Source organism: Bacillus cereus group sp. BceL220 (genome assembly GCF_051776965.1).
Lineage (GTDB): Bacteria > Bacillota > Bacilli > Bacillales > Bacillaceae_G > Bacillus_A > Bacillus_A cereus.
The window spans coordinates 378,531-404,824 of the sequence record NZ_JBPWBC010000002.1; the positions used below are offsets into that span (position 1 = coordinate 378,531).

Consider the following 26,294-nt stretch of genomic DNA (forward strand, 5'->3'; position numbering starts at 1 on the left):
TGGAAGGATGATTTATATGTGCGGGATTACAGGATGGGTGGATTATAAACGCTCATTAGAAGGAGAAAGAGATGTCGTTACGAAGATGGCTGAGACGTTAGCCAAACGTGGGCCGGATGATAATAAAGTTTGGATTAAAGGCAATGTCGCATTTGGGCATAAACGTTTAATCGTTGTGGACCCTGAGGGCGGGAAACAACCGATGACTTGTTTAAAAGATGAAACGAATTACGCCATTTGCTATAACGGTGAACTTTATAACACAGAAGACATTCGAAAGGAATTATTAAGAAGAGGATATACGTTCAAAGGTCATTCTGATACAGAAGTATTATTAGCTTCTTATATTGAATGGAAAGAAGAATGTGTCGATCATTTAAACGGTATATATGCGTTTGCTGTATGGGATGAACAGAAAGAACAAGTATTTATTGCGCGAGATCGACTAGGTGTAAAACCGCTATTTTATAAATATGATAGTGGGCGATTACTATTTGGTTCAGAGTTAAAAGCGATACTGGCTCATCCAGATGTGAAGGCGGAAGTAACGTTAGAAGGGTTATCCGAAATATTCGGCCTCGGACCGTCAAGAACGCCTGGCCATGGTATTTATGCTGGTATAAAAGAATTACGTCCAGGTCATGCGATGACATTTTCAAAGAACGGTTTATGTATATGGAGATATTGGAATGTAGAAAGTAAAAAACATGAAGACTCTTTTGAAGAAACAGTAGAGAAAACGCGCTTTTTATTACAAGATGCCATTACAAGACAGCTTGTTTCTGATGTACCACTATGTACTTTTTTATCAGGTGGTGTAGATTCGAGCGCTATTACAGCTATCGCAGCGAAAGAATACGAGAGATCAGGAAAAGGGCAATTACACACGTATTCTATTGATTACGAAGATAATGACAAATACTTTAAAGCGAATGCGTTCCAGCCAAATTCAGATGCTCCGTTTATTAATTTAATGACTGAGACATTTCAAACAACCCATCATCGCTGCGTCATTTCGAATGAAAAATTAGCAGAGTATTTAACTGAAGCAGTACTCGTTCGTGATTTGCCTGGTATGGCAGATATCGATTCGTCATTATTATGGTTTTGTCGTGAAATTAAACAAGATTTTGTCGTCGGTTTATCTGGGGAATGTGCAGATGAAATATTTGGTGGATATCCGTGGTTTTATAGAGAAGATGATTTACAATCGAGTGCCTTTCCGTGGATGCGCTCTACAGAAGCACGTGAACAACTGCTAAAGAAAGAATGGAGAAATAAATTAAATTTACAACAATATGTACAAAGGCGCTATGAAGAGTCGATTCAAGAAGTTCCTATTTTAGAGGGAGAAAGTCCGCTAGAAGCAAAAAGACGCCAATTATTTTATTTAAATATGGTATGGTTTATGACAACATTATTAGACAGAAAAGACCGCATGAGTATGGGGGCAAGTTTAGAAGTACGTGTTCCATTTGCAGATCATCGCCTTGTCGAATATGCGTGGAATATTCCTTGGGAAATGAAAATGTATAAAAACCGCGAAAAAGGTCTATTACGTAAAGCGTTAGAAGATGTACTTCCACATGACATCTTATATAGAAAGAAGAGTCCTTATCCGAAAACGCACAATCCACACTATACAAAAGCAGTAACAGTATGGCTTCAAAATCTATTAACGGATAAAGGTTCAATTTTACACGAATTGTTTGATAAAGAGCAGTTGAACGGATTAATTCAGTCTGGTGGCAGTGCATTTCAAACACCATGGTTTGGTCAATTGATGACTGGGCCACAGCTTTTAGCTCATTTAGCACAAATTCATGTTTGGTTTAAAGAATATGGGGTAAATATTAAGGAATAAGGGAAAAGCGGCTTACAATTATGTAAGTCGCTTTTTATTAAAGAAATTGTCATATAAAATTCAAAATCACCTTATAAATAATACTTAATTAGAATTATTATTTTGACGTACTTATTATTGCTTGTTATAATTGGAAACAAACGTTCTGAAAAGGATTCTCATTTATAAAATTGAGGTGCTATATAGATGACAAAGAAAAAAATAGGTTTACTCGTAATGGCGTATGGAACACTAGAATCATTAGACGATGTAGAGGCATATTATACACATATCCGTCACGGGCGTAAGCCGTCAGAAGAAGCGCTTGAAGATTTAATTGAGCGCTATAAAGCGATTGGTGGAATTTCGCCGCTTGCAAAAATTACGAAAGAGCAGGCGCATAAATTAACAGATTCAATGAATAACATATTTACAGAGTATGAATTTACTTGTTACTTAGGTTTAAAACATACTGCGCCATTTATAGAAGATGCTGTAGAGGAAATGAAGCGAGATGGAATTGAGCAGGCGATTAGTATCGTATTAGCACCGCACTATTCTACATTTAGCATTAAAGCGTATAATGATCGTGCTATTCGTCTTTCAAAAGAAATCGGTGGTCCTGTTATTGAACCAATTGAACAATGGTATGATGAACCGAAATTTATTTCGTATTGGGCAGACCAAATAAAAGAAACGTTTACAGAAATTGATGATAAAGAGAAAGCAGTCGTAATTTTCTCAGCGCATAGTTTGCCAGAAAAGATTATTGCAGCAGGAGACCCATATGTAGAACAACTAAAGCATACGGCAGATTTAATTGCAGAAGCTGCAAATATTCAAAACTATACAATCGGTTGGCAAAGTGCTGGGAATACTCCTGATCCATGGATTGGTCCAGATGTGCAAGATTTAACGAAAGATTTATATGCAGAGCATGGGTACGAATCTTTCATATATTGCCCAGTTGGTTTTGTAGCGGAGCATTTAGAAGTTTTATATGACAACGATTATGAATGTAAAGTTGTAACTGATGAATTAAATGCCAAATATTTTAGACCAAGTATGCCGAATGCACAATCTGCATTTATCGACTGTTTGGCTGAAATTGTTTCAAAAAAAGTGAAGGAAATAGTTGACAAAGGTTTAGTTTTGAATAATAATTATTTTATAATGATTTTAAATAAATAATAATTACTACGAAAGAAAGAGGAGGATCCCCCTAGATGAATCCAAATAATCGCTTAACAACAAACCAAGGTGCTCCAGTTGGAGATAACCAAAATTCTCGTACAGCTGGTCGTCGTGGACCAGTATTATTAGAAGACTATCATTTAGTAGAAAAACTTGCGCACTTTGATCGTGAACGTATTCCGGAGCGTGTTGTGCATGCGCGTGGTGCAGGTGCTCACGGTGTATTCGTAACGAAAAATAGTATGAAGCAATATACGAAAGCGGCATTTTTACAAAATGAAGGAACTGAAACGCCTGTATTTGTTCGTTTTTCAACGGTTATTCATGGTCAAGGTTCTCCTGAAACAGCACGTGACCCACGTGGGTTCGCTGTTAAATTTTATACAGAAGAAGGAAACTACGATATCGTAGGTAATCATTTACCGGTTTTCTTCATTCGTGATGCAATTAAATTCCCTGATATGGTACATTCTTTAAAACCAGCACCTGATACGAATATTCAAACGCCAGATCGTTACTGGGATTTCATGACGTTAACTCCAGAATCTACACACATGATGACATGGGTATTTTCTGATTACGGTACACCAGCAAGTTATCGTGAAATGGAAGGTTTCGGCGTCCATTCATTTAAATGGATTAATGAAGAAGGTAAAATTGTTTATATTAAATACCACTGGAAACCACAGCAAGGTGTACGTAACTTAAATGCGAAAGAAGTGCAAGAAGTACAAGGGAAAGACTTCAATCATGCAACTCGTGACTTGTTCGACGCAATCGAAAAAGGAAATCACCCGAAATGGGATTTACACGTACAAGTTATGCAATTAGATGAAATGGACTCTTTAGACTTTGATCCATTAGATCCAACGAAAGTATGGCCAGAAGATCGCTTCCCATTAATGGAAGTAGGGACGATGACGTTAAATCGTAATCCGAAAAATTTCTTTGCAGAAGTAGAACAAGTAGCGTTCTCTCCAAGTGCAACTGTAAATGGTATTGAGCCATCGGAAGATAAATTATTACAAGGTCGTTTATTCTCTTACCCAGATACACAGCGTTATCGTCTTGGTGCAAATTACTTACAAATTCCTGTAAACTGCCCATACGCAGCTGTTCATAATCAACAACGTGATGGTGCGATGCAAGTAAATCAAAACCCATCTACAATCAACTACGAACCGAGCCGTCATGCAGAGAATCCGGTTGAAGACAAAGCTTACCGCGATTCAACTATGAAAGTAGAAGGCTATGTATCTCGTGAAAAAATCGAGAAACCAAATGACTTCAAACAAGCAGGCGAGCGTTACCGTTCATTCTCTAAAGAAGAGCAAGATAACTTAATTGCAAACTTAACAAATGATCTAAAAGACGTAAATGAACGCACAAAATTATTAGCTGTTTGTAACTTCTTCCGTGCAGATCAAGAATACGGTATGCGTTTAGCGCAGGCATTAAATGTTGATATTACGCAATATGTAGGAAATGCTCCGAAATAAATAGGAAAAGACGACTGTTATGAAACGGTCGTCTTTTTTATGTGTAAAGTTACACGCGGGTATTCTTCAGTTTCGTTATGTCGGAATTTGTTGGTAAATCGATATCTTGTGTCGAAACGTTGATATATTGAAAGAAACAATCGATATATTTGAAAAATCATTGATATATCCAAAAAACCGTTAATATATTTCCAGTTATACTAGGTGGGGTATGTTGCCCGGTGCGCAAAAAAGAGATGCAATCTATTACTAATAGATTGCATCTCTTTTTTAGTTTGCTCGCTCTGCATGTTCATAAGCTTTCTCACCATGCATCGAAATATCAAGTCCCATATGTTCCTCGTGCTCATCTACCCGAACAGGGAGGAAGAAGTTAATAACTTTAATAATGGCATAAGTCATTATTATTGTGAATGCATATGTTGCTCCAATTGCTACCAGTTGTTTAAACAGTAAAGTGGCATTTCCGTAAAATAATCCGTTTGCACCATCTCCGTTTATGGTAGTGGTTGCAAATAGTCCTGTTGCAATACCGCCCCAAGTTCCTCCGATGCCGTGGCATCCAAAGGCATCAAGTGTATCGTCATACCCGAATTTTGTTTTTAAGAAGAAAACGGCGCCAAAGCATAATATACCACCAATTGCTCCGATAAGAAGAGCGGAGAAAGGTGTAACGAACCCGCAAGCTGGTGTAATAGCGACTAGACCAGAAACAACTCCGCAAGCAGCTCCCATCGCAGTCGGTTTTGATTGGAAGAACCATTCAGAAAGCATCCAAGTTAGAGCGGAGGCAGCAGCGGCTATATTTGTATTAATAAATGCAGTTAAAGCTACGTCGTTTAAGGATAATGCGCTGCCGACGTTAAAACCGAACCAGCCAAACCATAATAAGCCTGCGCCTAACATTGTAAATGGCAAATGGTGAGGAGAAGAACCATTTATGTTTTTTCGTTTTCCAAGGAAAATAGCTAATACAAGACCAGCAACTCCGGAAGTGATGTGAACGACGTTTCCGCCAGCGAAGTCTAGTGCCCCAAGTTCCCTTAGCCACCCGCCGACGCCCCATACCCAATGAGCGACAGGATTGTAAACGATCGTTGTCCATAGAAGGATAAAAATAAGAAAGGCAGAAAATCGCATTCTTTCAGCGAATGCACCTGAAATTAAAGCTGGAGTTAAAATGGCGAACATGAGTTGAAACATCATGAATAAATTGTGAGGAATAGTAGATGAGTAGTCTGGATTTGGTGCGTAGGTAACTCCGTTTAGACCGAACCAATCAAGTGTACCGATAATCCCGTGCCAATCTGGTCCGAATGATAAAGAATAGCCGATAACAATCCACTGAATCGAAACGATAGCCATTGCGCTATAACTATGCATCGTTGTACTGAGTACATTTTTGCTGCGAACCATACCTCCATAAAAAAGTGCCAATCCTGGTGTCATCAACATGACCATTACTGTCGTCACAAACATAAAAACCGTATCTCCCATATTCATGATTTTCCCTCCTGTAATGTTAGAAAAAATAACATCATTTTGTTATGTTTCATATCATATTCGAAATTGAACTAAAAATCAACTAAAAATTCAGAAAAATATATACATGATGTTAGAAAACCTAACATGTATTATTTTGTGAGGGTTGAAATCGACATATGCGTTTCATTCAGAAAATTGGTATAATATTCTTACAATTAAAAAACTTGGGGGATGCGTGTGGGAAAAATACGGACTAGGAAACTATTAATTTGTTTTTGCTTAGCTGTTGTTTTGTTTGTACCAATACATACTTTTGCAGACGAAAAAAGAGAGTGGCGAGACGAAGTTATCTATTCCATTATGATTGATCGCTTCAATAATGGAGAACCGAAAAATGACAAACAGTTAGAAGTTGGTAATTTAGAAGGGTATCAAGGTGGGGATATAAGAGGAATTATAAAAAGGTTGGATTACATAAAAGAAATGGGTTTTACTACCGTTATGCTTTCGCCGCTTTTTGAAAGTGGAAAGTACGATGGAGTAGACGTGCGAAATTTTAAAAAGGTAAATGAACATTTCGGGGCAGACAATGATGTGAAAGAACTTGTAAGAGAAGCTCATGCAAAAGGAATGAAAGTTGTATTTCAATTTCCGCTTGGAGAAAACGAACAACAGGTAATTGATGCAATGAAATGGTGGATAAAAGAAGTTGATTTAGATGGAAGTTATGTTATACATAGTGAAAAAAAGCCGCGTTCCTTTTGGGATAACGCGCAAAAAGATATGCAAGTGATAAAGAAAGATTTTCGTATTATGACAAAGGAGGATAGTGAATACAACGAAAAAATAGTAGAATCGTTTTCCAAAGCGGATGTATCGGTGAAATCGTTATACGATGTGAGTAAAAAAGAAGGGGAATTTGTTACGTTTTTAGATGATCAAGAAACAAAAAGATATGCGCGTATTGCAAAAGAAAATATGTATTATCCGCCATCACGTTTAAAACTGGCGCTTACATATTTGTTAACATCACCTGGAATTCCGAATTTTTATTACGGAACTGAAATTGCATTAGATGGAGGAAGTGTACCTGATAATAGACGATTAATGGATTTTAAGTCAGACGAAAAATTTATGCAGCACATAACAAAACTAGGTGAACTTAGACAGGCTAGACCGTCTTTACGACGCGGTACGTTTGAGCTACTGTATGATAAGAGCGGGATGAGCATACTAAAACGAAAATATAAAAATGAAGTAACTTTAGTAGCAATTAATAATACGAAAGAAACACAAAAAGTCTCCTTACCTGCAAGTACGATTGGTGAAAAACAAGAGTTAAGAGGATTGTTAGAGGATGAAATTATAAGAGAGGAAAATGGGGAATTTTATCTCGTTTTAAAGCGTGAAGAATCAAACGTGTATAAAGTTAACGGAGAAACAGGTGTGAATTGGTTATTTATCTCCTTAATCGTTGGTGTGAATGTATTATTTATTGCGTTTTTAATTGCAGTTAAAAGGAAACGTAGATGAGATGAGAAGTTACGCACTCTATATTCATGTCTTCTTATTGGATTTGTAAGTTTGTTCGGTGGGGCCAGGTTAGGGAGAAAGTCTTCTTCCTAGCCTGTTTTTGTGTCAATACGGATAGAGAAAGACCTTTGAAACAAACAATAATTGCAACTATATTAATTTTACATTACATTAAAAGTTAGAGAATACTCTTATACTAATATAGTACTAAATAGTAGGTGGGAAAATGGAATTTTACGATTTGGGTATTACCATTAAAGAGCTTAGAATTAAAAAAAATATATCACAATCCGAATTATGTCATGGAATATGTTCGCAAAGTCAAATTAGCAAAATAGAAAAAGGTATGATTTATCCATCTAGTATATTGTTATATCAATTATCAGAAAGACTTGGTATTGACCCAAATAATATATTTGCATTAACTCAAAACAAAAAGTTAAAATATGTAGAAAATGTAAAATGTGTAATAAAAGATTGCTTAAAGCAAAAACAATATAAAGAACTTTATGAAATCGTGAAAAAAGAGAAAGATGAAAAAAATTTTCAGGCAAAAGAAGATAAACAATTTCTCCTATGGCATGAAGCAATTGCTGTATTTGAGGTGAACAGATCCATAAAAACTGCTTTAAAGCTTTTAAATAATGCATTAAAACTAACTTTAACCAATGTTGATTTTTTATCAGAAAGAGAAATAGATATTATGCAGACAATGTCTATATTTTATGCGGAAAATAAAGAATATGATAAAAGTATTACTATATTAGGAAGATGTTTAACTAATTTTAATAAGTTAGATTTTCCGAGAGATAAAGCGATTAAATTAAAAATCATTTTTAATTTAGCGAAATGTTTAGGTATGACCTATCAATATGAAGAAGCGGTAAAATACATTGATAAGGGCATCAAATTAGCTATTAATCTAAATACTCTATACTTATTAGGTGAACTTTACTATTTAAAAGGATGGAATTTATTAAGATTTAAACAACAGAATGAAGAAGATATTGCAAATAACATGAAAAAAGCATTATTTATATTTGAACTAACAGAAAAAGAAAATCTGATAAAAATGGTTAAAGAAAAATATTTTGAAAACCAAACTGAAAAAAGCCACTCATAATACATTTGGAAATCACTTGAAATATAATAAAACCTACAGGGGAAATCCCTGTAGGTTTTACACTTATAAACTTGCTTCTAAAATATTAGTGTTTAATATAAATTTTTGAATAAGAGTTTACTTAGTGTACTTTTTATTTTGAAGTCTGCATCTTTATTAACAATTTATGCTTCTTTTTAATCACATCCAAATATTGTTAAGATTGAGATGATTCAAGTCGGAGGAAGGCACTTTGAGGTGTCTTTTTTTTATGACCTTTATCATTAACTATTTAATGTTTTTTTAAATGATTACATGACATATTTTTTTTGTACCAAGCTTTGTTGATACAGTTAGACTTATCCGTTAGTGTATTCGTATTATTAGAACATCCTACAGTATTTAGGGAGAATGTGGCCAATAAAAACCATAATATTAATTTCTTCAAATAACCACTTCTAACTCTTTTTTAATTAACATTTTTTAAAATACTTATTAATTTTACATTACATTAAAGGTTGGAAAATATTCTTATACTCATAAATTGTTACGTTTCGGCGAGGAGAGGAATTATGAGTTATAGCAATTTTTAAGATGACTTTGGCCTAGGATGTAATTGCTAAGAAAAGTAATTCAAATCGAAGGGAAAACGTCTTAAGGTGTCTTTTCCTTATTTTCAATTTACTTAGCGATTTTTACCGCACATACCCTTTTTTCTATGGTTTGTTCTTGTAATATTGTCTCTACAAGACAAAAAGAAAACTCCTCTAATTAAGAGGAGTTTTCTTTTTAGCGGTAGTTAATGAACTGTACGTCGATTGGTAAATCAGCGCTACGAACAGCTGCGATTACGGCTTGTAAGTCATCACGGCTTTTCGCTGTAACACGTACTTGATCGTCTTGTACTTGTGTTTTTACTTTTAATTTCATTTCTTTAATGATGTTGTTAATTTTTTTAGCGTTATCTTTATCGATACCTTGTTGAAGTGTTGCACGTTGGCGAACAGTGTTGCCAGTTGCAGCTTCAACTTTTCCGTAATCTAAGTTCTTAATTGGAACGTTACGTTTTACAAGTTTAGAAATTAAAACGTCTTTTACTTGGTCTAATTTGAACTCGTCGTCAGAAGTTAAAACTAGTACTTCTTTTTCTAATTTAATATCACTTTTACTTCCTTTAAAGTCATATCGGTTTTGGATTTCTTTTAATGCGATATTAATTGCGTTTGTTACTTCAGGTAATTCTACTTTCGAAACGATGTCAAAAGAACTATCTTTTGCCATAGTTAGCACCTCCAAATAAATTTCTAATCTTGTTATGTACTGTACATACTAAAGTATAGCTGAAAACGAGTCTAGACTTAAGTGTTTTTGTACTTATATTCATGGAACCTCATTTTATTATAGTGAATTTTGGGCAGTTGGACAAATACAGGAAAAATCATGTTATAATTAACTTTTGTTTGGAATGATAAAAAAGATAATTTTATATATATAGAAGGGAATTAAAAAATATGTATTTGCAAATAGGATCGATTGAACAGGTAACTGTTTTACGCGAAACGGAAATCGGATATATGGTTGGGAATGAAGAAGAAGAAATTTTCCTACATAAAAACGAAGTAGCTGGAGAAATTGAAGAAGGCGATACGATTGATGTATTTTTATACCTTGATCACCAAAATCGTATTTCAGCAACAATGAAGGAACCGATTATTACAACGTATGATTGGAACTGGGTAAAGGTTGTAGAAGTTATTCCTAGTTTAGGTGTGTTTGTTGATATTGGTGTGTCAAAAGATATACTAATTCCAGCTGATGAGTTCCCAATTTATATGCCGGTATGGCCAGAAGTAGGCGACGAATTATATTGTACGTTAAAATTAACGAATCGTGATCGTTTAATTGCTCTTCCGGCAAGAGACAGTGATATGCAAGAAATTATCGTAGATGCAACGCCATCTATGCGTAATAAAAACGTAAATGGACGTGTATATCGTTCGCTTCAAGTTGGTTCATTCATACTAACTGATGAGCATTTCCGTGCTTTCTTACACCATACAGAAAGAAAAGAACAAGTCCGCATCGGTGAGCGTGTAACGGGCCGTATTATTGACGTGAAAGATGATGGTACAATTAACATTTCACTTCTTCCTCGTAAAGAAGAAGGAATGGAAGACGATGCGGCAGTAATTTATGCATATATGGAAGAACGAGGCGGAGCAATGCCGTTTTGGGATAAGAGCCATCCGGAAGATATTAAAGAACGCTTTAACATGAGTAAAGCTGCATTTAAGCGCGCACTTGGTAAATTGATGAAAGAAGAAAAAGTTTACCAAGAAGAAGGTTGGACTTACTTTAAGAAATAAGATAGAAGATTAAAAAGCACAACCTTATGTAAAAAGATAAGGTTGTGCTTTTTTAATTTCCTTGCGGTGAAACAAGAGTAAATGTATCTTTCAAATCACTATCGTTTATTTTAATATTCGCCTTTTTTAATTCCTCTTGTAATAATTTTTGGCTGAATGCAGGATCAGCAGTACGTTCTTCCTCTAAGTTTTTGCGAATAGAGTTTTTTACCTCATCGTAAGGTTTTAGATCTTTTTTATCAGTTAATTTAATAACGTGATAACCGTTTGATGATTTTACGGGATTGCTAATTTGTCCAACATTTAGTTTGTACGCAGCGGTTTCGAATTCAGGAGCCATTGTACCTGAATTGAAGTATCCAAGGTCTCCACCTTTATCTTTTGATAGTAGATCTTGTGATTCTTGTTTTGCTAATTCTTCAAATGAAGCACCAGCATCTAATTTACTCTTTATTTCTTTCGCTTCATTTTCGTCACTTACTAAAATGTGACTCGCTTTAATTTCTGGCTTATAGTGATCTTTTACGTCTTTTTCTGTAATGCTTTTCTTAATCGCTTCATTCATAGCAAGTTTGAACTTAATTTGATTTTTGAAATCCTCTTCATCTTTTAAACGATTGTTTTCTAATACTTTTTTGAATTGATCTCCATATTGTTTTTTTACTTTTTCTACTTCTTTATTTACCTCTTCATCAGGTACTTTATATTTTTTTGTGATGACGTCTTGTGCCATCATTTCGTATAGCATGTCTTTTCCGTAACGATCTTTCAATTGTTTTTCGAAGTCGTCCTTCGTAACAGTCGAGTCTGTTGCTGTGGCGACTGTAGCTGATCCGTTTTTTTGTCCGCAAGCAGATAGCATCAATATACTTATTAGTGCAGTAATAATGAAAATATGTTTCCCTCTCATGCCAACACCTCATCCGAATATGTTATCGCTATTGTAGAATATAGAAGTGAACATGAAGTGAATTTTTAATGTTTTTTTCCTTTAAAATGTAAAAAAGTACATCAACATAATTGTTGATGTACGATGGAATCAAAGGTGATCGGTCTTTTTAGAGTATGCACGTTTACCTTGCTGAATATTTTTTTGCTCTTGCTCATTTTTTTGTGTGCGTTTTGCATTATTATCGCGTGCTTTTTTGTCGTTATCACTCGTATGTGGCATATGTATCAACTCCATTTCTAAACGTTGTACGTTTATCATTTCCTTTTTCGTAAAGACTATGTATAGCGGTGCATTTATGAAGGGTAAAGGTGGATTCGAAATGGATTTGAAGTTGAATTATACTGAACTTATAAAGAAGTTAATCGTTGTAATCATCGCAGGTTTATTAAACGCGATTGGGATGAATTTATTTTTAACGCCAGCGAAAGTGTATGCGAGCGGCTTTGCTGGATTGTCTCAATTATTATCACAAATATTAGGTGATTTTTTATCGATTCACATATCTACGGGAGTATTGTTTAGCTTATTTAATATTCCTGTCGTTATTTTAGCGTGGAAAAAGGTTGGAAAGGCCTTCACCTTTTTTAGTTTTCTTTGTGTTATATTTATGACTTTGTTTCTAGAAATCATCCCTGTTAGAGCGGTTTCGAATGATATCATATTAAATGCGATTTTTGGCGGGATTATTTCGGCAATTGGAGTAGGGATTGCTTTAAAGTGGGGTGCTTCTACAGGTGGATTAGATATTATCGCCATGATTTTATCAAAAATAAAAGATAAGCCTGTCGGTACATACTTTTTCTTTTTTAATGCAATTATCATTATCGCTGCTGGCTATGTATATGGATGGGAAAAAGCGTTATATACGTTAGTGACTTTATATGTATCAACGAGAATTATTGATGCAATTCATACTCGTCATGTAAAGATTACAGCATTAATTGTTACGAAGAATGGGGCGGACGTAAGAAAGGCGATTCACTCGCGATTAGTAAGAGGAATTACAACGATACCAGCAACAGGTGCTTATACGAATGAAAATAAAGAAATGTTAATGATGGTTATTACCCGTTACGAGTTATACGAATTGGAGAGGATTATTAAACAAGTGGACCCAAGTGCATTTACAAATATACTGCAAACAGTTGGGGTGTTCGGATTGTTTCGGAAAGATTAAAGAGGACCAAAGTTGGTCCTCTTTTTTAATGTACATTCGTAATGTTTTGCAATTGCTCTTGCATTTCACGGAGCTGAACTTTTTCAGCAGTTGAAGAGTTTGCGTAAGCGGATTGCAAAGCATTTTTTGCTCTATAGACGAGATCTTGTTGCTCAGTACCACTTGAACAAGATACGGCATTTTCAACAGCATCTCTAGCTTGTTGGAATAGTAAGTTCCCCATTTAAACCCCTCCAAAAGAAGAGTTACTTCTTGCCTTTTCTGCCTCAGCTAATGTACCTCTGTACGGGAATCTTGCATCATGCTTCATAACAGCATCGGCTCCTTGTTGGATAAAACGCTTTGATTTGTTCTTTTTACCCATTCGAAAAACCCCCTTTATTTAGCTGAAAACAATCGACGCGATGTCTCTTGCGTCTACTTATAGTATGGACATTTGGCAGGAAACTATAAGTAGGGAATTTTTAGATTACAACCCAAGAACCTCTTCTAAATATAAAGCAATACCATCTTCTTCGTTCGTTAACGTCGTATGGTTTGCGAGTGATTTTAATTCAGGGATGGCATTCCCCATTGCGATGCCGTGACCAGCAAATTCAATCATTTCAAAATCATTATCTTCGTCACCGAAAGCGATAATTCGCTCTTGTGGAATGTTGTAATGACTAGAAATTTTTTGTAATCCAACCGCTTTATTTAATCCGCTTTTCACAATCTCAATAATCGGCCAAGGTGCGCCCCATTTTCTATGATCGATTACTTCCGCGTGCATATCCGTTAAATGTTGACGAATTGCAGTGGAATGCTCGTCATGTGCATCAATTAATAAGCAAGTTGGATGATCGTTTAAAATATTTAATAAATCTCCCGTAAAAATCTTAGGAGAGCCGAATTCAAAAATATGTTTTTTATCTTCATCAATTTCACGAACATACACATCGTCCATTACTTCCGCGTATATATTTTTTACGCCGAAATCAAAGCAAGCTCGTACAATTTCTTGCGCTGTTGCTAGCTCAAGAGGAGAGTGGTGTGTTCCCCAGCTTGAATCAAGAGGATGATGTACGTAAGCACCGTTAAAGTTTACGATAGGTGTGTTAAGAGCAAGTTCTTTATAGTAATCATAACTAGCACGGAATGGACGTCCTGTTGAAATAATAACAATATGTCCCTGTTCCTTTGCTTTTGCAATTGTATGTTTCGTTCGAGTGGAAATTATTTTGTTGTCTGTTAATAAAGTACCGTCTAAGTCTAATGCGATTAAGTGTTGTTTGTTCATAATTTCACCTCTTATAATAATTTTTTTGTATCTATCTGTATTTCCGTTTTTAATATGCAGAAATAAGAGGTTAGACTCGGTGAAATCACCATAGATGGAAATTTCACTATATATCCATCTTACGTCTCAAAGTGCTGCGGTGTCTACTATTTATCGTTGGAAATTAAGAAAAGTCAACATCTTTTTAGAAAGTTCAAACAATGTTTCTTTCATTATGTACAAATTGTGAAAAGGGTTACATTGCTCGTGTGATGAGACTTATAATGAACATGTAATCTTCTCGTATATGTTTGACTCTCCTTTGAAACTAGCCTAGAGTAGGTTGGTTTCTTTTTTTTTCTACAAGTAGGAAAGAAATCCCTGCTTACGCTTGTATCATTCATATATATGTACAAGGACGAGATGTAGTACTGTTTCCTAAACATGACAGAAAACCTTTCTTTTAAAATGGATATACTAATGAGGCAAAGACGTCATGGAAGGAGAATGAAAATGGGACAAAATCGCAGGTTTCGTTCTGGACAAAAAGCGCCGAATGATGGTATTTATGTAGAAATTGGTGAAACGGGAAGTATGGTGAAAAATCCGCAAATGGTACAATTAACTGCCGGTGAAAAGTTTCCGGATAACACGAATCATAACCGTCAGTGGACATATAAAAGAAAACCGTAACAGAAGCCGCAATCGTTATTGCGGCTTTTTTGTCATTACACATTATAATTTCATTTACCATATTTTTAAAACAGTATAATGAATGCTTCCTTTTTCTTTTTCCAATAATAAGTTTGAAAATACATAGGCAAAATTATTGTATAAAAAAGTCAGTTGGCGTATAATCAAATCAAAGGTCAAAGAAAGTCAAACTTTTGGAGGGCTGTAAAGATGGACTTAAATCAAATGACAACAAAAACACAAGAGGCGATTATGAGTGCCCAATCTTTAGCGGTATCTCATCATCACCAAGAGGTGGATACTGTTCATCTATTACTTGCATTATTAGAAGAGCAAGATGGATTAGCAGTACGTATATTTCAAAAAATGAATGTTGATATAGAAGCATTAAAGCAAAGCGCTGAAAGCTTAATTAAAAAGAAACCTTCTGTAACAGGGAGCGGTGCAGAGGTTGGAAAATTGTATGTAACGAGCGCTCTGCAACAATTGCTTGTAAGAGCAGGGAAAGAAGCAGAAAAACTGCAGGATGATTACATTTCAGTCGAACATGTATTGCTTGCTTTTTCCGAAGAAAAAGGCGATATAAATCAATTATTTGCAAGATTGCATATTACGAAAGATAACTTATTACAGTCTTTAATGACAGTTCGGGGGAATCAAAGAGTGACTAGTCAAAATCCAGAAGCAACTTATGAAGCGTTAGAAAAATATGGCCGTGATTTAGTGGCAGAAGTGAGAGCTGGGAAAATTGATCCTGTTATCGGCCGAGATAGTGAAATTCGACGCGTTATCCGCATTCTTTCACGTAAAACGAAAAACAATCCTGTTTTAATTGGTGAGCCAGGTGTTGGTAAAACAGCAATCGTTGAAGGATTAGCACAGCGTATTGTGAAAAAGGATGTACCTGAAGGATTGAAAGATAGAACGATTTTTGCGTTAGATATGAGTGCGCTCGTAGCAGGTGCGAAATTCCGTGGTGAGTTCGAAGAGCGTCTGCAAGCTGTATTAAATGAAATTAAAAAGAGTGAAGGACGCATTTTATTATTCATTGATGAACTTCATACAATCGTTGGAGCTGGTAAAACAGAAGGTGCGATGGATGCAGGAAATATGTTAAAACCGATGCTTGCTCGTGGTGAACTGCATTGTATCGGGGCGACAACATTAGATGAATATCGTAAATATATTGAAAAAGATCCAGCACTAGAAAGACGTTTCCAACAAGTATTAGCAGAAGAACCAACTGTTGAAGATACGATTTCCATATTACGTGGATTAAAAGAACGCTTTGAAATTTATCACGGTGTAAATATTCATGACCGTGCGATTGTAGCAGCGTCAGTTTTATCAGATCGATATATTTCAGATCGCTTCTTACCGGATAAAGCGATTGACCTTGTTGATGAAGCGTGCGCAACAATTCGTACAGAAATCGATTCTATGCCGACAGAATTAGATGAAGTAACGCGTCGTATTATGCAGCTGGAAATTGAAGAAGCGGCTCTTGGAAAAGAAACGGATCGTGGTAGCCAAGAGCGTCTAAAAACATTGCAACGTGAATTATCGGATTTAAAAGAAGTTGCAAGTGGTATGAGAGCGAAATGGGAGAAAGAAAAAGAAGACATTCACAGAGTTCGTGACTTACGTGAACATTTAGAACGTCTGCGCCGTGAATTAGAAGAAGCAGAAGGTAATTACGATTTAAATAAAGCAGCCGAACTTCGTCACGGGAAAATTCCTGCAATCGAAAAAGAATTAAAAGAAGCGGAAGAAATGGGCGCGCATAATAAACAAGAAAATCGTTTATTACGTGAGGAAGTAAGTGAAGAAGAAATTGCAGATATTGTTTCACGCTGGACTGGTATTCCTGTTGCTAAACTTGTTGAAGGCGAACGTGAGAAATTACTACGCTTAGAGCAAATCTTATCAGAGCGTGTCATCGGACAAGAGGAAGCAGTAAGCCTAGTATCAGACGCGGTTCTTCGTGCACGCGCTGGTATTAAAGACCCGAATCGTCCAATTGGTTCCTTCATTTTCTTAGGCCCTACGGGTGTTGGTAAAACAGAACTTGCAAAAACGTTAGCGCAGTCTTTATTTGATAGTGAAGAGCAAATGATTCGTATTGACATGTCTGAGTATATGGAGAAACACGCTGTGTCACGCTTAATTGGTGCGCCTCCTGGATATGTAGGGTATGAAGAGGGCGGTCAATTAACAGAAGCGGTAAGACGTAAACCGTATTCAGTTATTTTGTTAGACGAAATCGAAAAAGCACATCCAGAAGTATTCAACATTTTATTACAAATGTTAGATGATGGACGCATTACAGATTCACAAGGAAGAACAGTAGACTTTAAAAACACAGTTATTATTATGACTTCAAATATTGGATCTGCTCATTTACTAGAGGGATTAGAAGAAGATGGTTCGATTAAAGAGGAATCAAGAGACCTTGTAATGGGGCAATTAAGAGGACATTTCCGCCCTGAATTTTTAAACCGTGTTGATGAAATTATTTTATTCAAACCTCTTACAACGAATGAAATTAAAGGCATTGTTGATAAAATTGTAAAAGAACTACAAGGCCGTCTAGCTGAACGTCACATTACAGTAGAATTAACAGATGCAGCAAAAAAATTTGTTGTAGAAGCTGGTTTCGACCCAATGTACGGAGCTCGTCCATTAAAACGATACGTACAACGTCAAGTGGAAACGAAATTAGCAAGAGAATTAATTGCAGGAACAATTACAGACAATAGTCACGTAGTTGTTGATGTAGAAAATAACGAATTAGTCGTTCATGTGAAATGAAAATAAAAAAGAGTTCGGATAAAATCCGGACTCTTTTTTTAGTGTTGTTCTACTGGCTCGTTTGGAATTGCAGCTGAAATTGCGAGTACTAATACAGCAAGAACAACTGAGAAAATAGACGCTTGGTTAAAGTCGTATGTACCGCCAGTCATAGAGCCAATTACGTAGCTCATCATATGTACAAGTAAGAACGACCAAATTAATGCCCAAATGAAACGCATATTTTACACCTCTATTCGTTCAATCTGTCCTTATTGTAACACAATTGAAAAAAGAATATAGAAAAATATTTGTAGATTTTTCAACGCAAATTTGCATTCCGTTCATACATTATAAAAGAGTGGTTTTATATGTTTAGAAAATAAGGCGGGGGAAAAATGAGTATTACGGAACGTTTTTTTTACTTAGAAAAAGAACCATGTGTCATTTATTTACCGGAGAAGCCAAATGGATTTTCTGTTATGCTCCTCGGTGATTATAACTACTTTATTGAGAATGGTACAAGTTTATGGACACAACATGCGGGTAAATCTTATTTCTTACATGGTCTTATTGAGCAAGGCTACACGGTCTTTTCCTCTAATTTATACGGAAGACATTGGGGGAACGATCAATCTGTTCGTCTGGCAAAACGTTTATATGATGTTGTTTTGAGAAAAGAGACGTTAAATGCGAAGATGCACATTATGGCAGATGGTATGGGAGCGCTTGTGGCACTTGAAATGATGAACAAATATCCTGAATGTATTCGTTCTGTTGTTATGTTAAATCCGTGTTTAGATTTACCAGAATATGTGGGTTTTGAGAAAGAGCATAAGTTTTTTTACAAGAGACTCGTGAAGGAATTAAGTTTGGCGTATGATTCCAAAGAAGAAGAATTAGATTTAAAAATAAATAAGAAATCATTTACGCTTCTTCCATCTTGTGTACCTGTTAAAATTTTCGTATCAACACAAGAAAAAAGAGGAAGAAAACAGCAGTTGCGGAGATATGAGAAAATGAGGCAATTAAATCAATGTGATACTTCTGTCTTATTCCATCTGCAAGATGTGAAATATAAAATGGTTAGGCAAACGACCGATTTCTTTAAAAAATATGAAGAAGAATTGTGAAGCTCCCATATACATAAATGAGGAGCTATTTGTTTCAAAGGGAAAGGGTTGGTGGTATGGAACGCGTGCTGATAATAGGTGCACTTACGTTTGTAGGTTATCACCTTGTGAATAAAATGATCGCAGAAGAAGTAGAAGTGTATGGTCTTGATTTTGATGAATTCGATAGTATGACCAAAATTAATGAAGAGAAGTTATTGTTAATTGGGCGAAATGCGTTATTTACGTATTATTCGATAAGAGATGAAGATGGATGGAGATCGGTAGAGGAAGAGAGATTCGATACTGTCTACTTTTGCTTATATGAGCCAAATCAGCAATGTGGATTTCGGAATGAAAGAGTCATATTACAATATTTAAAGCGAATTATAAGAATGTGTGAAGAACAAAAAGTGAAGTTAAATTTAATTTCTTCTATTGAAGTAAGTAGTACAGGTGAATCCGAAAATAAGCGCCTATTTTTGAAAGTAGAAGAAGGATTGAAAAAAGGGAATTTAAAATATAGTGTATTTCGAGTTCCTACATTATATGGACCGTGGCAACCATCCTTTATGATGTATCATCAGCTCATTTTATCAGAATTAGACGAGAAAGAGTGCCGTTGTACGAGTGAGGAAAAAGGAAGTGATTTGCTTTACATTGAAGATGTATGTGAATACTTATGGGAAAATGGAACGAACGGGGCGCATCTTGGTATATACAATTTACTTAGTGGTAAACAGTCATTATGGGAAAAAGGTATGAATCTTTTACGCGCGGATGATAAAGTAAATAAAAATAATAATGAAATAAGAGATGAGGCTATTGAAGTCATTTCGATAAAAAGAAATACTCCGTTAGAATACGGTTTAAATAAGCAACTGGCACACATGAAAAAATATAAAGAGTTATACGAAGAGTAGCACGCGTGTTACACTATTGTATGTGAAAGTTTTAATGGAGAGGAAGAGTATAATATGAACGAAAAAAGCATGCAGTTTTTACAAATCGCAATGAAGCATTTACCGGAAGCGAAGGCAATTTTAGATGATAACGGAATTGCACTTGATATGGAGAAAGCACAGCCGGTGTTAGAGTTGTTAATGAAAGTTATGAACGAAGCTTATGAGCTTGGGAAAGCAGATAAAGAATAAAATCCTTCTTTTTTGATGGAGGAGAGGCTCGAATCGTGAGTAGAAGCGGTTCGGGCCTTTTTATTTGGAATGAAACACGAAAAGGTATGATTCTGTTTCTTTTAATGAAAAATAAAGTGGATAATGCGTTAGCTTTCTGTTTTATGCGAAATATATTCTAGACAAAAATACATTTATGTTTTAAAATTAGTACCAAGTCATAATAATTGATATAAAACGGAGGGCTGCGATGTGAACGTGGGCATTTTAGGGATCGGAAGATATGTGCCAGAAAAAGTAGTCACAAATCACGATTTAGAAAAAATAATGGATACATCCGATGAATGGATTCGTACGAGAACGGGAATTGCAGAAAGACGCATTGCCGATGATACAATAGATACTTCATATATGGCCGTAGAGGCTGCAAAAAAAGCACTTGAAGATGCAGGGGTTAGCGGAGAAGATATCGATCTTATTTTAGTGGCGACAGTAACACCAGATCGTGCGTTTCCAGCAGTAGCTTGTGTCATTCAAGAAGCGATTGGAGCGAAACATGCAGCTGCAATGGATGTAGGTGCAGCATGCGCTGGTTTTATGTACGGAATGATTACAGCGCAGCAATTTATTAAAACGGGGACTTATAAAAACGTATTAGTAGTTGGTAGTGATAAGCTATCTAAAATTGTAGACTGGAATGATCGAAATACAGCGGTATTATTTGGAGACGGAGCCGGTGCTATCGTAATGGGAGCAGTTTCAGAAGGAAGAGGCGTTCTATCTTTCGAATTAGGAGCAGACGGAAGCGGCGGTAAGCATCTATATCAAGACGAGTATGTTATGATGAATGGCAGAGAAGTCTTTAAATTTGCCGTTCGTCAACTTGGTGAATCTTGTCTTCGCGTGCTGGATAAGGCTGGTCTTACAAAAGAGGATGTGGATTTCTTAGTACCGCATCAAGCGAATATTCGTATTATGGAATCTGCAAGAGAGAGGTTAAATTTACCACAAGAAAAAATGAGTATGACAATTGAAAAGTTTGGTAATACATCAGCTTCTTCAATTCCAATTGCAATGGTAGAGGAATTGCAAAATGGACGTATTCAAGATGGTGATTTAATTATACTTGTTGGTTTTGGCGGCGGATTAACATGGGGAGCAGTCGCTCTTCGTTGGGGTAAATAAGGACTGAGAGAAAAAAAGGAGTGTATTTTGTATGGAAAAAAAGAGGGTCGTAATTACAGGACTAGGAGCTGTTACACCGGTCGGAACAGATGTTGAAACAGCATGGGAAAACATTAAAAAGGGTGTATCTGGAATCGGGCGACTTACAAGAATTGATCCAGAACTATTTCCAGCAAAAGTAGCAGCGGAAATTAACGACTTTGAAGTCGAGAAATATATTGATAAAAAAGAAGCGCGCCGTATGGACCGCTTTACACAATATGCAGTAGCAGCAGCGAAAATGGCAGTTGCAGATGCAAAGCTTGAAATTACAGAAGAAAATGGACCTCGAATTGGTGTATGGATTGGATCTGGTATTGGCGGTATGGAAACATACGAAGAACAATTTAAGATTTTTACTGAGAAAGGCCCGCGCCGCGTGAGCCCATTCTTCGTGCCGATGATGATTCCAGATATGGCAGCAGGTCAAGTATCAATCGCAACAGGAGCAAAAGGAATTAACACTTGTTCTGTAACGGCTTGTGCATCTGGTGCAAACTCAATTGGTGATGCATTTAAAGCAATTCAGCGTGGTGATGCTGATGCAATGATTACAGGCGGAGCAGAAGCGCCGCTAACAAGTATGGCATTCGCAGGATTTAGCTCAGCGAAAGCATTAACATTTAATGAAGACCCAGCAACGGCTTGCCGTCCGTTTGATAAAAACCGTAGCGGTTTCGTAATGGGTGAAGGTTCAGGTATTTTAATTCTTGAAGAATTAGAGCACGCATTAGCTCGTGGTGCTCACATTTACGCGGAAATCGCTGGTTACGGTGCAACTGGTGATGCATTCCATATTACAATGCCTGCTCCTGGTGGTGAAGGCGGAGTGCGTGCAATGCGTCAAGCTTTAGCTGATGCAGGCCTACAGCCAGAAGATATTGATTACATTAATGCGCATGGTACAAGTACGGATGCGAATGAAAAATATGAAACGATGGCAATTAAAGAAACTTTCGGTGAGCACGCGTATAAAGTAGCAATTAGCTCAACAAAATCAATGACAGGTCACTTATTAGGAGCAGCTGGTGCTGTTGAAGCGATTTTCTCTATTAAATCAATTACAGACGGAGTAATTCCTCCAACAATTAACTATGAGACACCAGATCCAGAATGTGACTTAGATTACGTACCGAATCAAGCGAGACACCAAGAAGTAAACGCAGTATTAAGTAACTCATTAGGATTCGGTGGTCATAACGCAGTGTTAGTATTTAAATCGTATAAATAATAGATAAAATAAGGAGTTTTTCCGCATTATATTGCGAAAAAACTCCTTATTTATTTTTACGTCTTTTTCTCCTGTAGCATATACATAAGAAAAAGGAGGGATAAAGATGGGGATTGTTGAAACAGCTGAATGGCTACATTTATATTATGGACGGCCAGAAAAACTTTGTGAGAAATTTACGAAGTATATTCCGTTGCCAAAAGAAAGGTTGTATCGCTTTTTAATTTCAAAAGGGATGTATCGCCCGATCATGCGCGGGGAAAAGGAAATTAAAGAATTAGAGGAAAAGGAAATTTGGAAAGAGTTGAGCCTGGAGTATGATAAATTGAAAAATTGGTTGAAAGGTCCGGATGTCCCTGTCTTTATTTTATTATCAGATTCCTATAATCGAACTGTGCAAGAAGAGTATAACGGTAGGGCTGGATTATCTATGCGTCATGTTATTTTCTTATTCGTATGTGGACGGAATTCGGTAGAAGAATTAAAAGTGTTATTGGCGCATGAATACCATCACATATGCAGGTTACATCAAATTGAGACGAAAGAAACAGAATATACATTACTTGATACAATGATTATGGAAGGGCTAGCTGAGCAAGCAGTAACAGAAAGGTATACAGAAAAAAATAATGCACCGTGGACGGAGTATCTTTCAAAAGAAGAGGCTATTTATTATTGGAAAAATGTTGTACATGAAAGAATAAGTATAAAACGAGGAACAAGGGAACATGACATCTTATTAAATGGCTTTCACTCTTATCCGAAGATGCTTGGCTATGCGCTTGGATTTCATATTGTCAAAGATTGTGTAACTTTGGAAGGAGAAGATACACTTTCTTTATTATCTATAGATGCAAAAGAAATATTGAATAAAGCAAATACATTTCATATATAAAAAAACAGGGGCTCTATTTCCTGTTTTTTTTAGTATTAATAGAAGAAAAAATAATAATTAGAATATATTTCCTCAAGTGGAATAAAGTTAAGCAAAAATGAACATAATGATTGGTACAAACAGTAGTGAAGTGAGGGGTAGTGAATGTTATATCTACATGATGTATGGGTAAATTGGTTTGAAGGTGAAGAGAATGGGTATAACGTTTGTCATTTTTACGAATGGCGGAAAGATGATACGATTGAGCTATTAGATCAAGTGCCATTATTAAAAGTAGATGCCACATTATATCATTACATCGAGAACGAATTGTTAGAGCTTCCGCAAAAAATGCTGGAAGACGTACATCATAAGGCTTATATTCGTAAAAATCATGAACGTTTGCAGCAAGAGTATTGCTTTGTTGTTACAGATGGAAAAGGAATTATTGCGATTGACACAATTGGTTACAATGTACCAATTCGCAAAAGCAGACTTATACCACGCCAAGAGCAGATGGTATATGAGATGGTAGAAAACGTACAAGCAGAAAAGTATGAGTTCCAAGTAGAAGAAACAGAAAAAGAACATCACATTTTATCACCATCGCCTTTCATTATGAATGGCTTGACTCGTAAAGAAAGACAGCTAAAACAATTATTATTTATGGCGTTAGATCAATTACATACAACGAAAAATACAGCAGAGATTCGCTATTGGTACACAGAGTGGGATCCATCAGCATATGGAACGGTTCAACATATGGAGTTCGAGGATATTTGGGCTAGACTGTATGATGAAGCGAAAGCTGGCTGGTCTGAGAAACATGAACAATTATGCGAGCGTCTCGTAAAAGGACAGCCATTTTTTGAAAAGTTATGGGAAATGGAGAATGAGCAAAAGGTAAATTAAAAAACCGCCAATTGGCGGTTTTTTAATTTTGTAGTAATCTAGCTCCGGCAGCAAGCCCTCTGCTTTATATGAAATCCAGCTCCGGCTCCTAGCCCTTCGCTTTATATGTTACCTACGTTTTCTACTTAACCCCATTGCATTTTCTACTTTGCGTAGTTGTTTGAATGCAACGCGGTTTGCTTTTTCTGCACCTTTGTCTAGAATTTCGTCTAGTTCTGGTGAGTTGATTAGTTCGTTATATTTGTCTTGGATTGGACGAATTGCTTCTACGACTACTTGCGCTAGGTCGCCTTTGAAGTCGCCGTATCCTTTTCCTTCGTACATTGCTTCAATTTCTTCAACTGTTTTTCCAGAGAATGAAGAGTAGATTGTTAATAAGTTAGAGATACCAGGTTTGTTTTCTTTATCAAATTTCACAATACCTTCAGAGTCAGTAACAGCACTCTTAATTTTCTTTTCAATTGTTTTTGGCTCATCAAGCATACTAATCATTGATTTTGGATTCGGATCAGATTTGCTCATTTTTTTCGTAGGTTCTGTTAATGACATAACGCGAGCTCCTACTTTTGGAATACGAATTTCAGGCATTGTAAAGATTTCACGGTAACGTTTGTTGAAACGCTCTGCTAGGTCACGTGTTAATTCGATATGTTGCTTTTGATCATCACCAACCGGCACGATTTCAGTATTGTAAAGTAAAATATCAGCAGCCATTAATGGTGGATACGTAAGTAATCCAGCTGGAACTGAATCTCTACCAGAAGCTTTATCTTTATATTGCGTCATACGCTCTAATTCTCCAACGTAAGCAACAGATTGCATGATCCAACCTAGTTGAGCGTGTGCTGGTACTTCTGATTGTACAAATAAAGTAGCTTTTTCAGGGTCAATGCCACATGCCACATAAAGTGCAGCAAGACTGCGGATGTTTTTACGAAGTTGTACGGGATCTTGAGGTACTGTAATCGCATGTTGGTTTACAATACAGAAATAACAGTCGTGTTCATTTTGAAGCTCTGTAAACTGCTTCATGGCTCCTAAATAGTTTCCAAGTGTAATCGTTCCACTTGGCTGAATACCAGAAAAGATAACTGACATAAGTAATTCCTCCTAAAATTGAATGCGTGATGGGGGAAGAGAAGGCAAACAAAAAAGCCCATTCATCCCAAAAACTATAGGGACGAATGGACCGCGGTACCACCCTAATTATTTCACCACTGTGAAATCTCTCTAATCCATAATAACGTTTGGATATAACGCCAAAGCCTACTACTTTCGGTTCGGTTTGGTGCTCAAAAGCCCATTCCATACTGTACAATTACTTGTTCACACCGACCACAAGCTCTCTGAAATTGCCTCAATATGTACTCTTCTTTATCATCGCATACATATAAATTTATTTATTGTTACTTGAGCTCTTTTAATATGAAAGAACTAAAGTTTTATAACAAAATGTTTTGCTGATTATTATATCATATGGGATAGTGTTTGCAAACTACATCAAAATAGTAAAGCTAATAAGGGTCGAGAACAACCCAAGAACGATACCTGTAATACAAATTGGATATGTCCATTTGAATGAATATGTTTTATAAATACGTTCTTTCTTATCTGTAGGTTCCTCGACTTCTTCAATTAAAGAGTCAATCTTTTTATTCGTACCAAATACTCTTTGGAATGCGTAAATGGTTACATTGAAAAAACCATTTTGAAATATGTATAAAAAACCGCCGATAAGAATAAAAAACAGTGCAATATAAAACAAGATGTTGACAAAATTCAACAAAAATTGCGATGAAATGAGGAATGCGCCAATACTAGAAGCGATTATCGCTATGAAAATTAGTATACAAGTATGAAAAAAAACTTTATTCAAAATGTTCCCCCCCGTCAAAATATTACTAGAATTATTATAC

General features: G+C 36.1%; 26 protein-coding genes and 1 other annotated feature. Of the genes, 16 read left to right on the forward strand and 10 right to left on the reverse strand.

Annotation, left to right across the window (positions count from 1 at the left end; translation table 11 throughout):
- Positions 1-16: 16 nt before the first annotated feature.
- The 3 genes from asnB to katB all read left to right on the forward strand — a co-directional run bounded on the left by asnB (position 17) and on the right by katB (position 4,536).
- Positions 17-1,864: an asparagine synthase (glutamine-hydrolyzing) gene (asnB, locus tag ACS2FK_RS06820; protein WP_000333991.1), complete on the forward strand. Its 1,848-nt coding sequence runs from the start codon at positions 17-19 to the stop codon at positions 1,862-1,864.
- A 186-nt stretch (positions 1,865-2,050) separates the two neighbouring features.
- On the forward strand, positions 2,051-3,034 hold the full coding sequence (gene hemH / locus ACS2FK_RS06825) for a ferrochelatase (protein ID WP_063546780.1): 984 nt from the start codon (positions 2,051-2,053) through the stop codon (positions 3,032-3,034).
- A 35-nt stretch (positions 3,035-3,069) separates the two neighbouring features.
- Positions 3,070-4,536, forward strand: a complete 1,467-nt coding sequence (gene katB / locus ACS2FK_RS06830) for a catalase KatB (RefSeq protein ID WP_001069184.1) — start codon at positions 3,070-3,072, stop codon at positions 4,534-4,536.
- A gap of 270 nt (positions 4,537-4,806) precedes the next feature.
- On the opposite strand, the gene ACS2FK_RS06835 is transcribed toward katB, so the two are convergent.
- Positions 4,807-6,039, reverse strand: coding sequence for an ammonium transporter (locus ACS2FK_RS06835; protein WP_063546782.1), 1,233 nt, complete (start codon positions 6,037-6,039; stop codon positions 4,807-4,809).
- A 213-nt stretch (positions 6,040-6,252) separates the two neighbouring features.
- Between ACS2FK_RS06835 and ACS2FK_RS06840 the strand changes: the two genes are divergently transcribed.
- Entirely contained in the window at positions 6,253-7,554 is a 1,302-nt protein-coding gene (locus ACS2FK_RS06840) for an alpha-amylase family glycosyl hydrolase (RefSeq protein ID WP_049800791.1), read from the forward strand.
- Between the two features lie 226 nt (positions 7,555-7,780).
- A complete protein-coding gene (locus ACS2FK_RS06845) occupies positions 7,781-8,677 on the forward strand; it encodes a helix-turn-helix domain-containing protein (RefSeq protein WP_000397875.1) in 897 nt (298 codons plus the stop codon).
- Between the two features lie 768 nt (positions 8,678-9,445).
- Here ACS2FK_RS06845 and ACS2FK_RS06850 read toward each other — a convergent pair.
- The gene (locus ACS2FK_RS06850; protein ID WP_001040146.1) at positions 9,446-9,937 is read right to left on the reverse strand and encodes a YajQ family cyclic di-GMP-binding protein; all 492 of its coding nucleotides are present in this window, start codon (positions 9,935-9,937) and stop codon (positions 9,446-9,448) included.
- Between the two features lie 230 nt (positions 9,938-10,167).
- Between ACS2FK_RS06850 and ACS2FK_RS06855 the strand changes: the two genes are divergently transcribed.
- Positions 10,168-11,022 (forward strand): CvfB family protein, encoded by an 855-nt coding sequence (locus ACS2FK_RS06855; RefSeq protein ID WP_000281259.1) that lies wholly within the window; start codon positions 10,168-10,170, stop codon positions 11,020-11,022.
- 52 nt (positions 11,023-11,074) lie between these two features.
- On the opposite strand, the gene prsA is transcribed toward ACS2FK_RS06855, so the two are convergent.
- Together prsA and ACS2FK_RS06865 are read right to left on the reverse strand one after the other, a co-directional pair.
- Positions 11,075-11,932, reverse strand: coding sequence for a peptidylprolyl isomerase PrsA (prsA, locus tag ACS2FK_RS06860; RefSeq protein ID WP_063546784.1), 858 nt, complete (start codon positions 11,930-11,932; stop codon positions 11,075-11,077).
- Positions 11,933-12,061: 129 nt separating this feature from the next.
- Positions 12,062-12,193, reverse strand: a complete 132-nt coding sequence (locus ACS2FK_RS06865; protein ID WP_001120851.1) for a DUF3941 domain-containing protein — start codon at positions 12,191-12,193, stop codon at positions 12,062-12,064.
- A gap of 100 nt (positions 12,194-12,293) precedes the next feature.
- On the opposite strand from ACS2FK_RS06865, the gene ACS2FK_RS06870 reads away from it, so the two are divergent.
- A complete protein-coding gene (locus ACS2FK_RS06870; protein WP_016082482.1) occupies positions 12,294-13,151 on the forward strand; it encodes a YitT family protein in 858 nt (285 codons plus the stop codon).
- 25 nt (positions 13,152-13,176) lie between these two features.
- Here the strand turns inward: ACS2FK_RS06870 and ACS2FK_RS06875 are convergent, their stop codons facing one another.
- The 3 genes from ACS2FK_RS06875 to ACS2FK_RS06885 all read right to left on the reverse strand — a co-directional run bounded on the left by ACS2FK_RS06875 (position 13,177) and on the right by ACS2FK_RS06885 (position 14,430).
- Complete coding sequence (locus tag ACS2FK_RS06875) at positions 13,177-13,374, reverse strand: DUF3813 domain-containing protein (protein ID WP_000527408.1); 198 nt, start codon at positions 13,372-13,374, stop codon at positions 13,177-13,179.
- A complete protein-coding gene (locus tag ACS2FK_RS06880) occupies positions 13,375-13,515 on the reverse strand; it encodes a hypothetical protein (RefSeq protein WP_000516816.1) in 141 nt (46 codons plus the stop codon).
- Positions 13,516-13,620: 105 nt separating this feature from the next.
- Complete coding sequence (locus tag ACS2FK_RS06885) at positions 13,621-14,430, reverse strand: Cof-type HAD-IIB family hydrolase (protein WP_063546786.1); 810 nt, start codon at positions 14,428-14,430, stop codon at positions 13,621-13,623.
- 492 nt (positions 14,431-14,922) lie between these two features.
- Between ACS2FK_RS06885 and ACS2FK_RS06890 the strand changes: the two genes are divergently transcribed.
- Positions 14,923-15,102: a YjzC family protein gene (locus ACS2FK_RS06890; protein ID WP_000531422.1), complete on the forward strand. Its 180-nt coding sequence runs from the start codon at positions 14,923-14,925 to the stop codon at positions 15,100-15,102.
- Positions 15,103-15,312: 210 nt separating this feature from the next.
- Entirely contained in the window at positions 15,313-17,913 is a 2,601-nt protein-coding gene (clpB, locus tag ACS2FK_RS06895; RefSeq protein WP_063546788.1) for an ATP-dependent chaperone ClpB, read from the forward strand.
- A 38-nt stretch (positions 17,914-17,951) separates the two neighbouring features.
- Here the strand turns inward: clpB and ACS2FK_RS06900 are convergent, their stop codons facing one another.
- Positions 17,952-18,134: a YjzD family protein gene (locus tag ACS2FK_RS06900; protein WP_001211116.1), complete on the reverse strand. Its 183-nt coding sequence runs from the start codon at positions 18,132-18,134 to the stop codon at positions 17,952-17,954.
- 156 nt (positions 18,135-18,290) lie between these two features.
- Here ACS2FK_RS06900 and ACS2FK_RS06905 point away from each other — a divergent pair, with 156 nt between their 5' ends.
- From ACS2FK_RS06905 to ACS2FK_RS06935, 7 genes are all read left to right on the forward strand, one after another.
- Entirely contained in the window at positions 18,291-19,025 is a 735-nt protein-coding gene (locus ACS2FK_RS06905) for a hydrolase (RefSeq protein ID WP_000028690.1), read from the forward strand.
- A 29-nt stretch (positions 19,026-19,054) separates the two neighbouring features.
- On the forward strand, positions 19,055-19,927 hold the full coding sequence (locus ACS2FK_RS06910; RefSeq protein ID WP_000487723.1) for an NAD-dependent epimerase/dehydratase family protein: 873 nt from the start codon (positions 19,055-19,057) through the stop codon (positions 19,925-19,927).
- Between the two features lie 54 nt (positions 19,928-19,981).
- Positions 19,982-20,158: a ComZ family protein gene (locus tag ACS2FK_RS06915; RefSeq protein WP_001986215.1), complete on the forward strand. Its 177-nt coding sequence runs from the start codon at positions 19,982-19,984 to the stop codon at positions 20,156-20,158.
- Between the two features lie 231 nt (positions 20,159-20,389).
- On the forward strand, positions 20,390-21,322 hold the full coding sequence (gene fabH / locus ACS2FK_RS06920) for a beta-ketoacyl-ACP synthase III (RefSeq protein WP_001100532.1): 933 nt from the start codon (positions 20,390-20,392) through the stop codon (positions 21,320-21,322).
- A 31-nt stretch (positions 21,323-21,353) separates the two neighbouring features.
- Positions 21,354-22,592: a beta-ketoacyl-ACP synthase II gene (fabF, locus tag ACS2FK_RS06925; RefSeq protein WP_000412656.1), complete on the forward strand. Its 1,239-nt coding sequence runs from the start codon at positions 21,354-21,356 to the stop codon at positions 22,590-22,592.
- 106 nt (positions 22,593-22,698) lie between these two features.
- Entirely contained in the window at positions 22,699-23,487 is a 789-nt protein-coding gene (locus ACS2FK_RS06930; protein WP_000513280.1) for a DUF2268 domain-containing protein, read from the forward strand.
- A 144-nt stretch (positions 23,488-23,631) separates the two neighbouring features.
- Positions 23,632-24,378, forward strand: a complete 747-nt coding sequence (locus ACS2FK_RS06935; protein ID WP_000966129.1) for a YjbA family protein — start codon at positions 23,632-23,634, stop codon at positions 24,376-24,378.
- A 108-nt stretch (positions 24,379-24,486) separates the two neighbouring features.
- Here ACS2FK_RS06935 and trpS read toward each other — a convergent pair whose 3' ends face one another.
- Together trpS and ACS2FK_RS06945 are read right to left on the reverse strand one after the other, a co-directional pair.
- The gene (gene trpS, locus ACS2FK_RS06940; RefSeq protein WP_063546790.1) at positions 24,487-25,476 is read right to left on the reverse strand and encodes a tryptophan--tRNA ligase; all 990 of its coding nucleotides are present in this window, start codon (positions 25,474-25,476) and stop codon (positions 24,487-24,489) included.
- 75 nt (positions 25,477-25,551) lie between these two features.
- Positions 25,552-25,768: a binding site (T-box leader), on the reverse strand.
- A gap of 105 nt (positions 25,769-25,873) precedes the next feature.
- Positions 25,874-26,254, reverse strand: coding sequence for a DUF3899 domain-containing protein (locus tag ACS2FK_RS06945; RefSeq protein ID WP_001044985.1), 381 nt, complete (start codon positions 26,252-26,254; stop codon positions 25,874-25,876).
- Positions 26,255-26,294 lie beyond the last annotated feature (40 nt).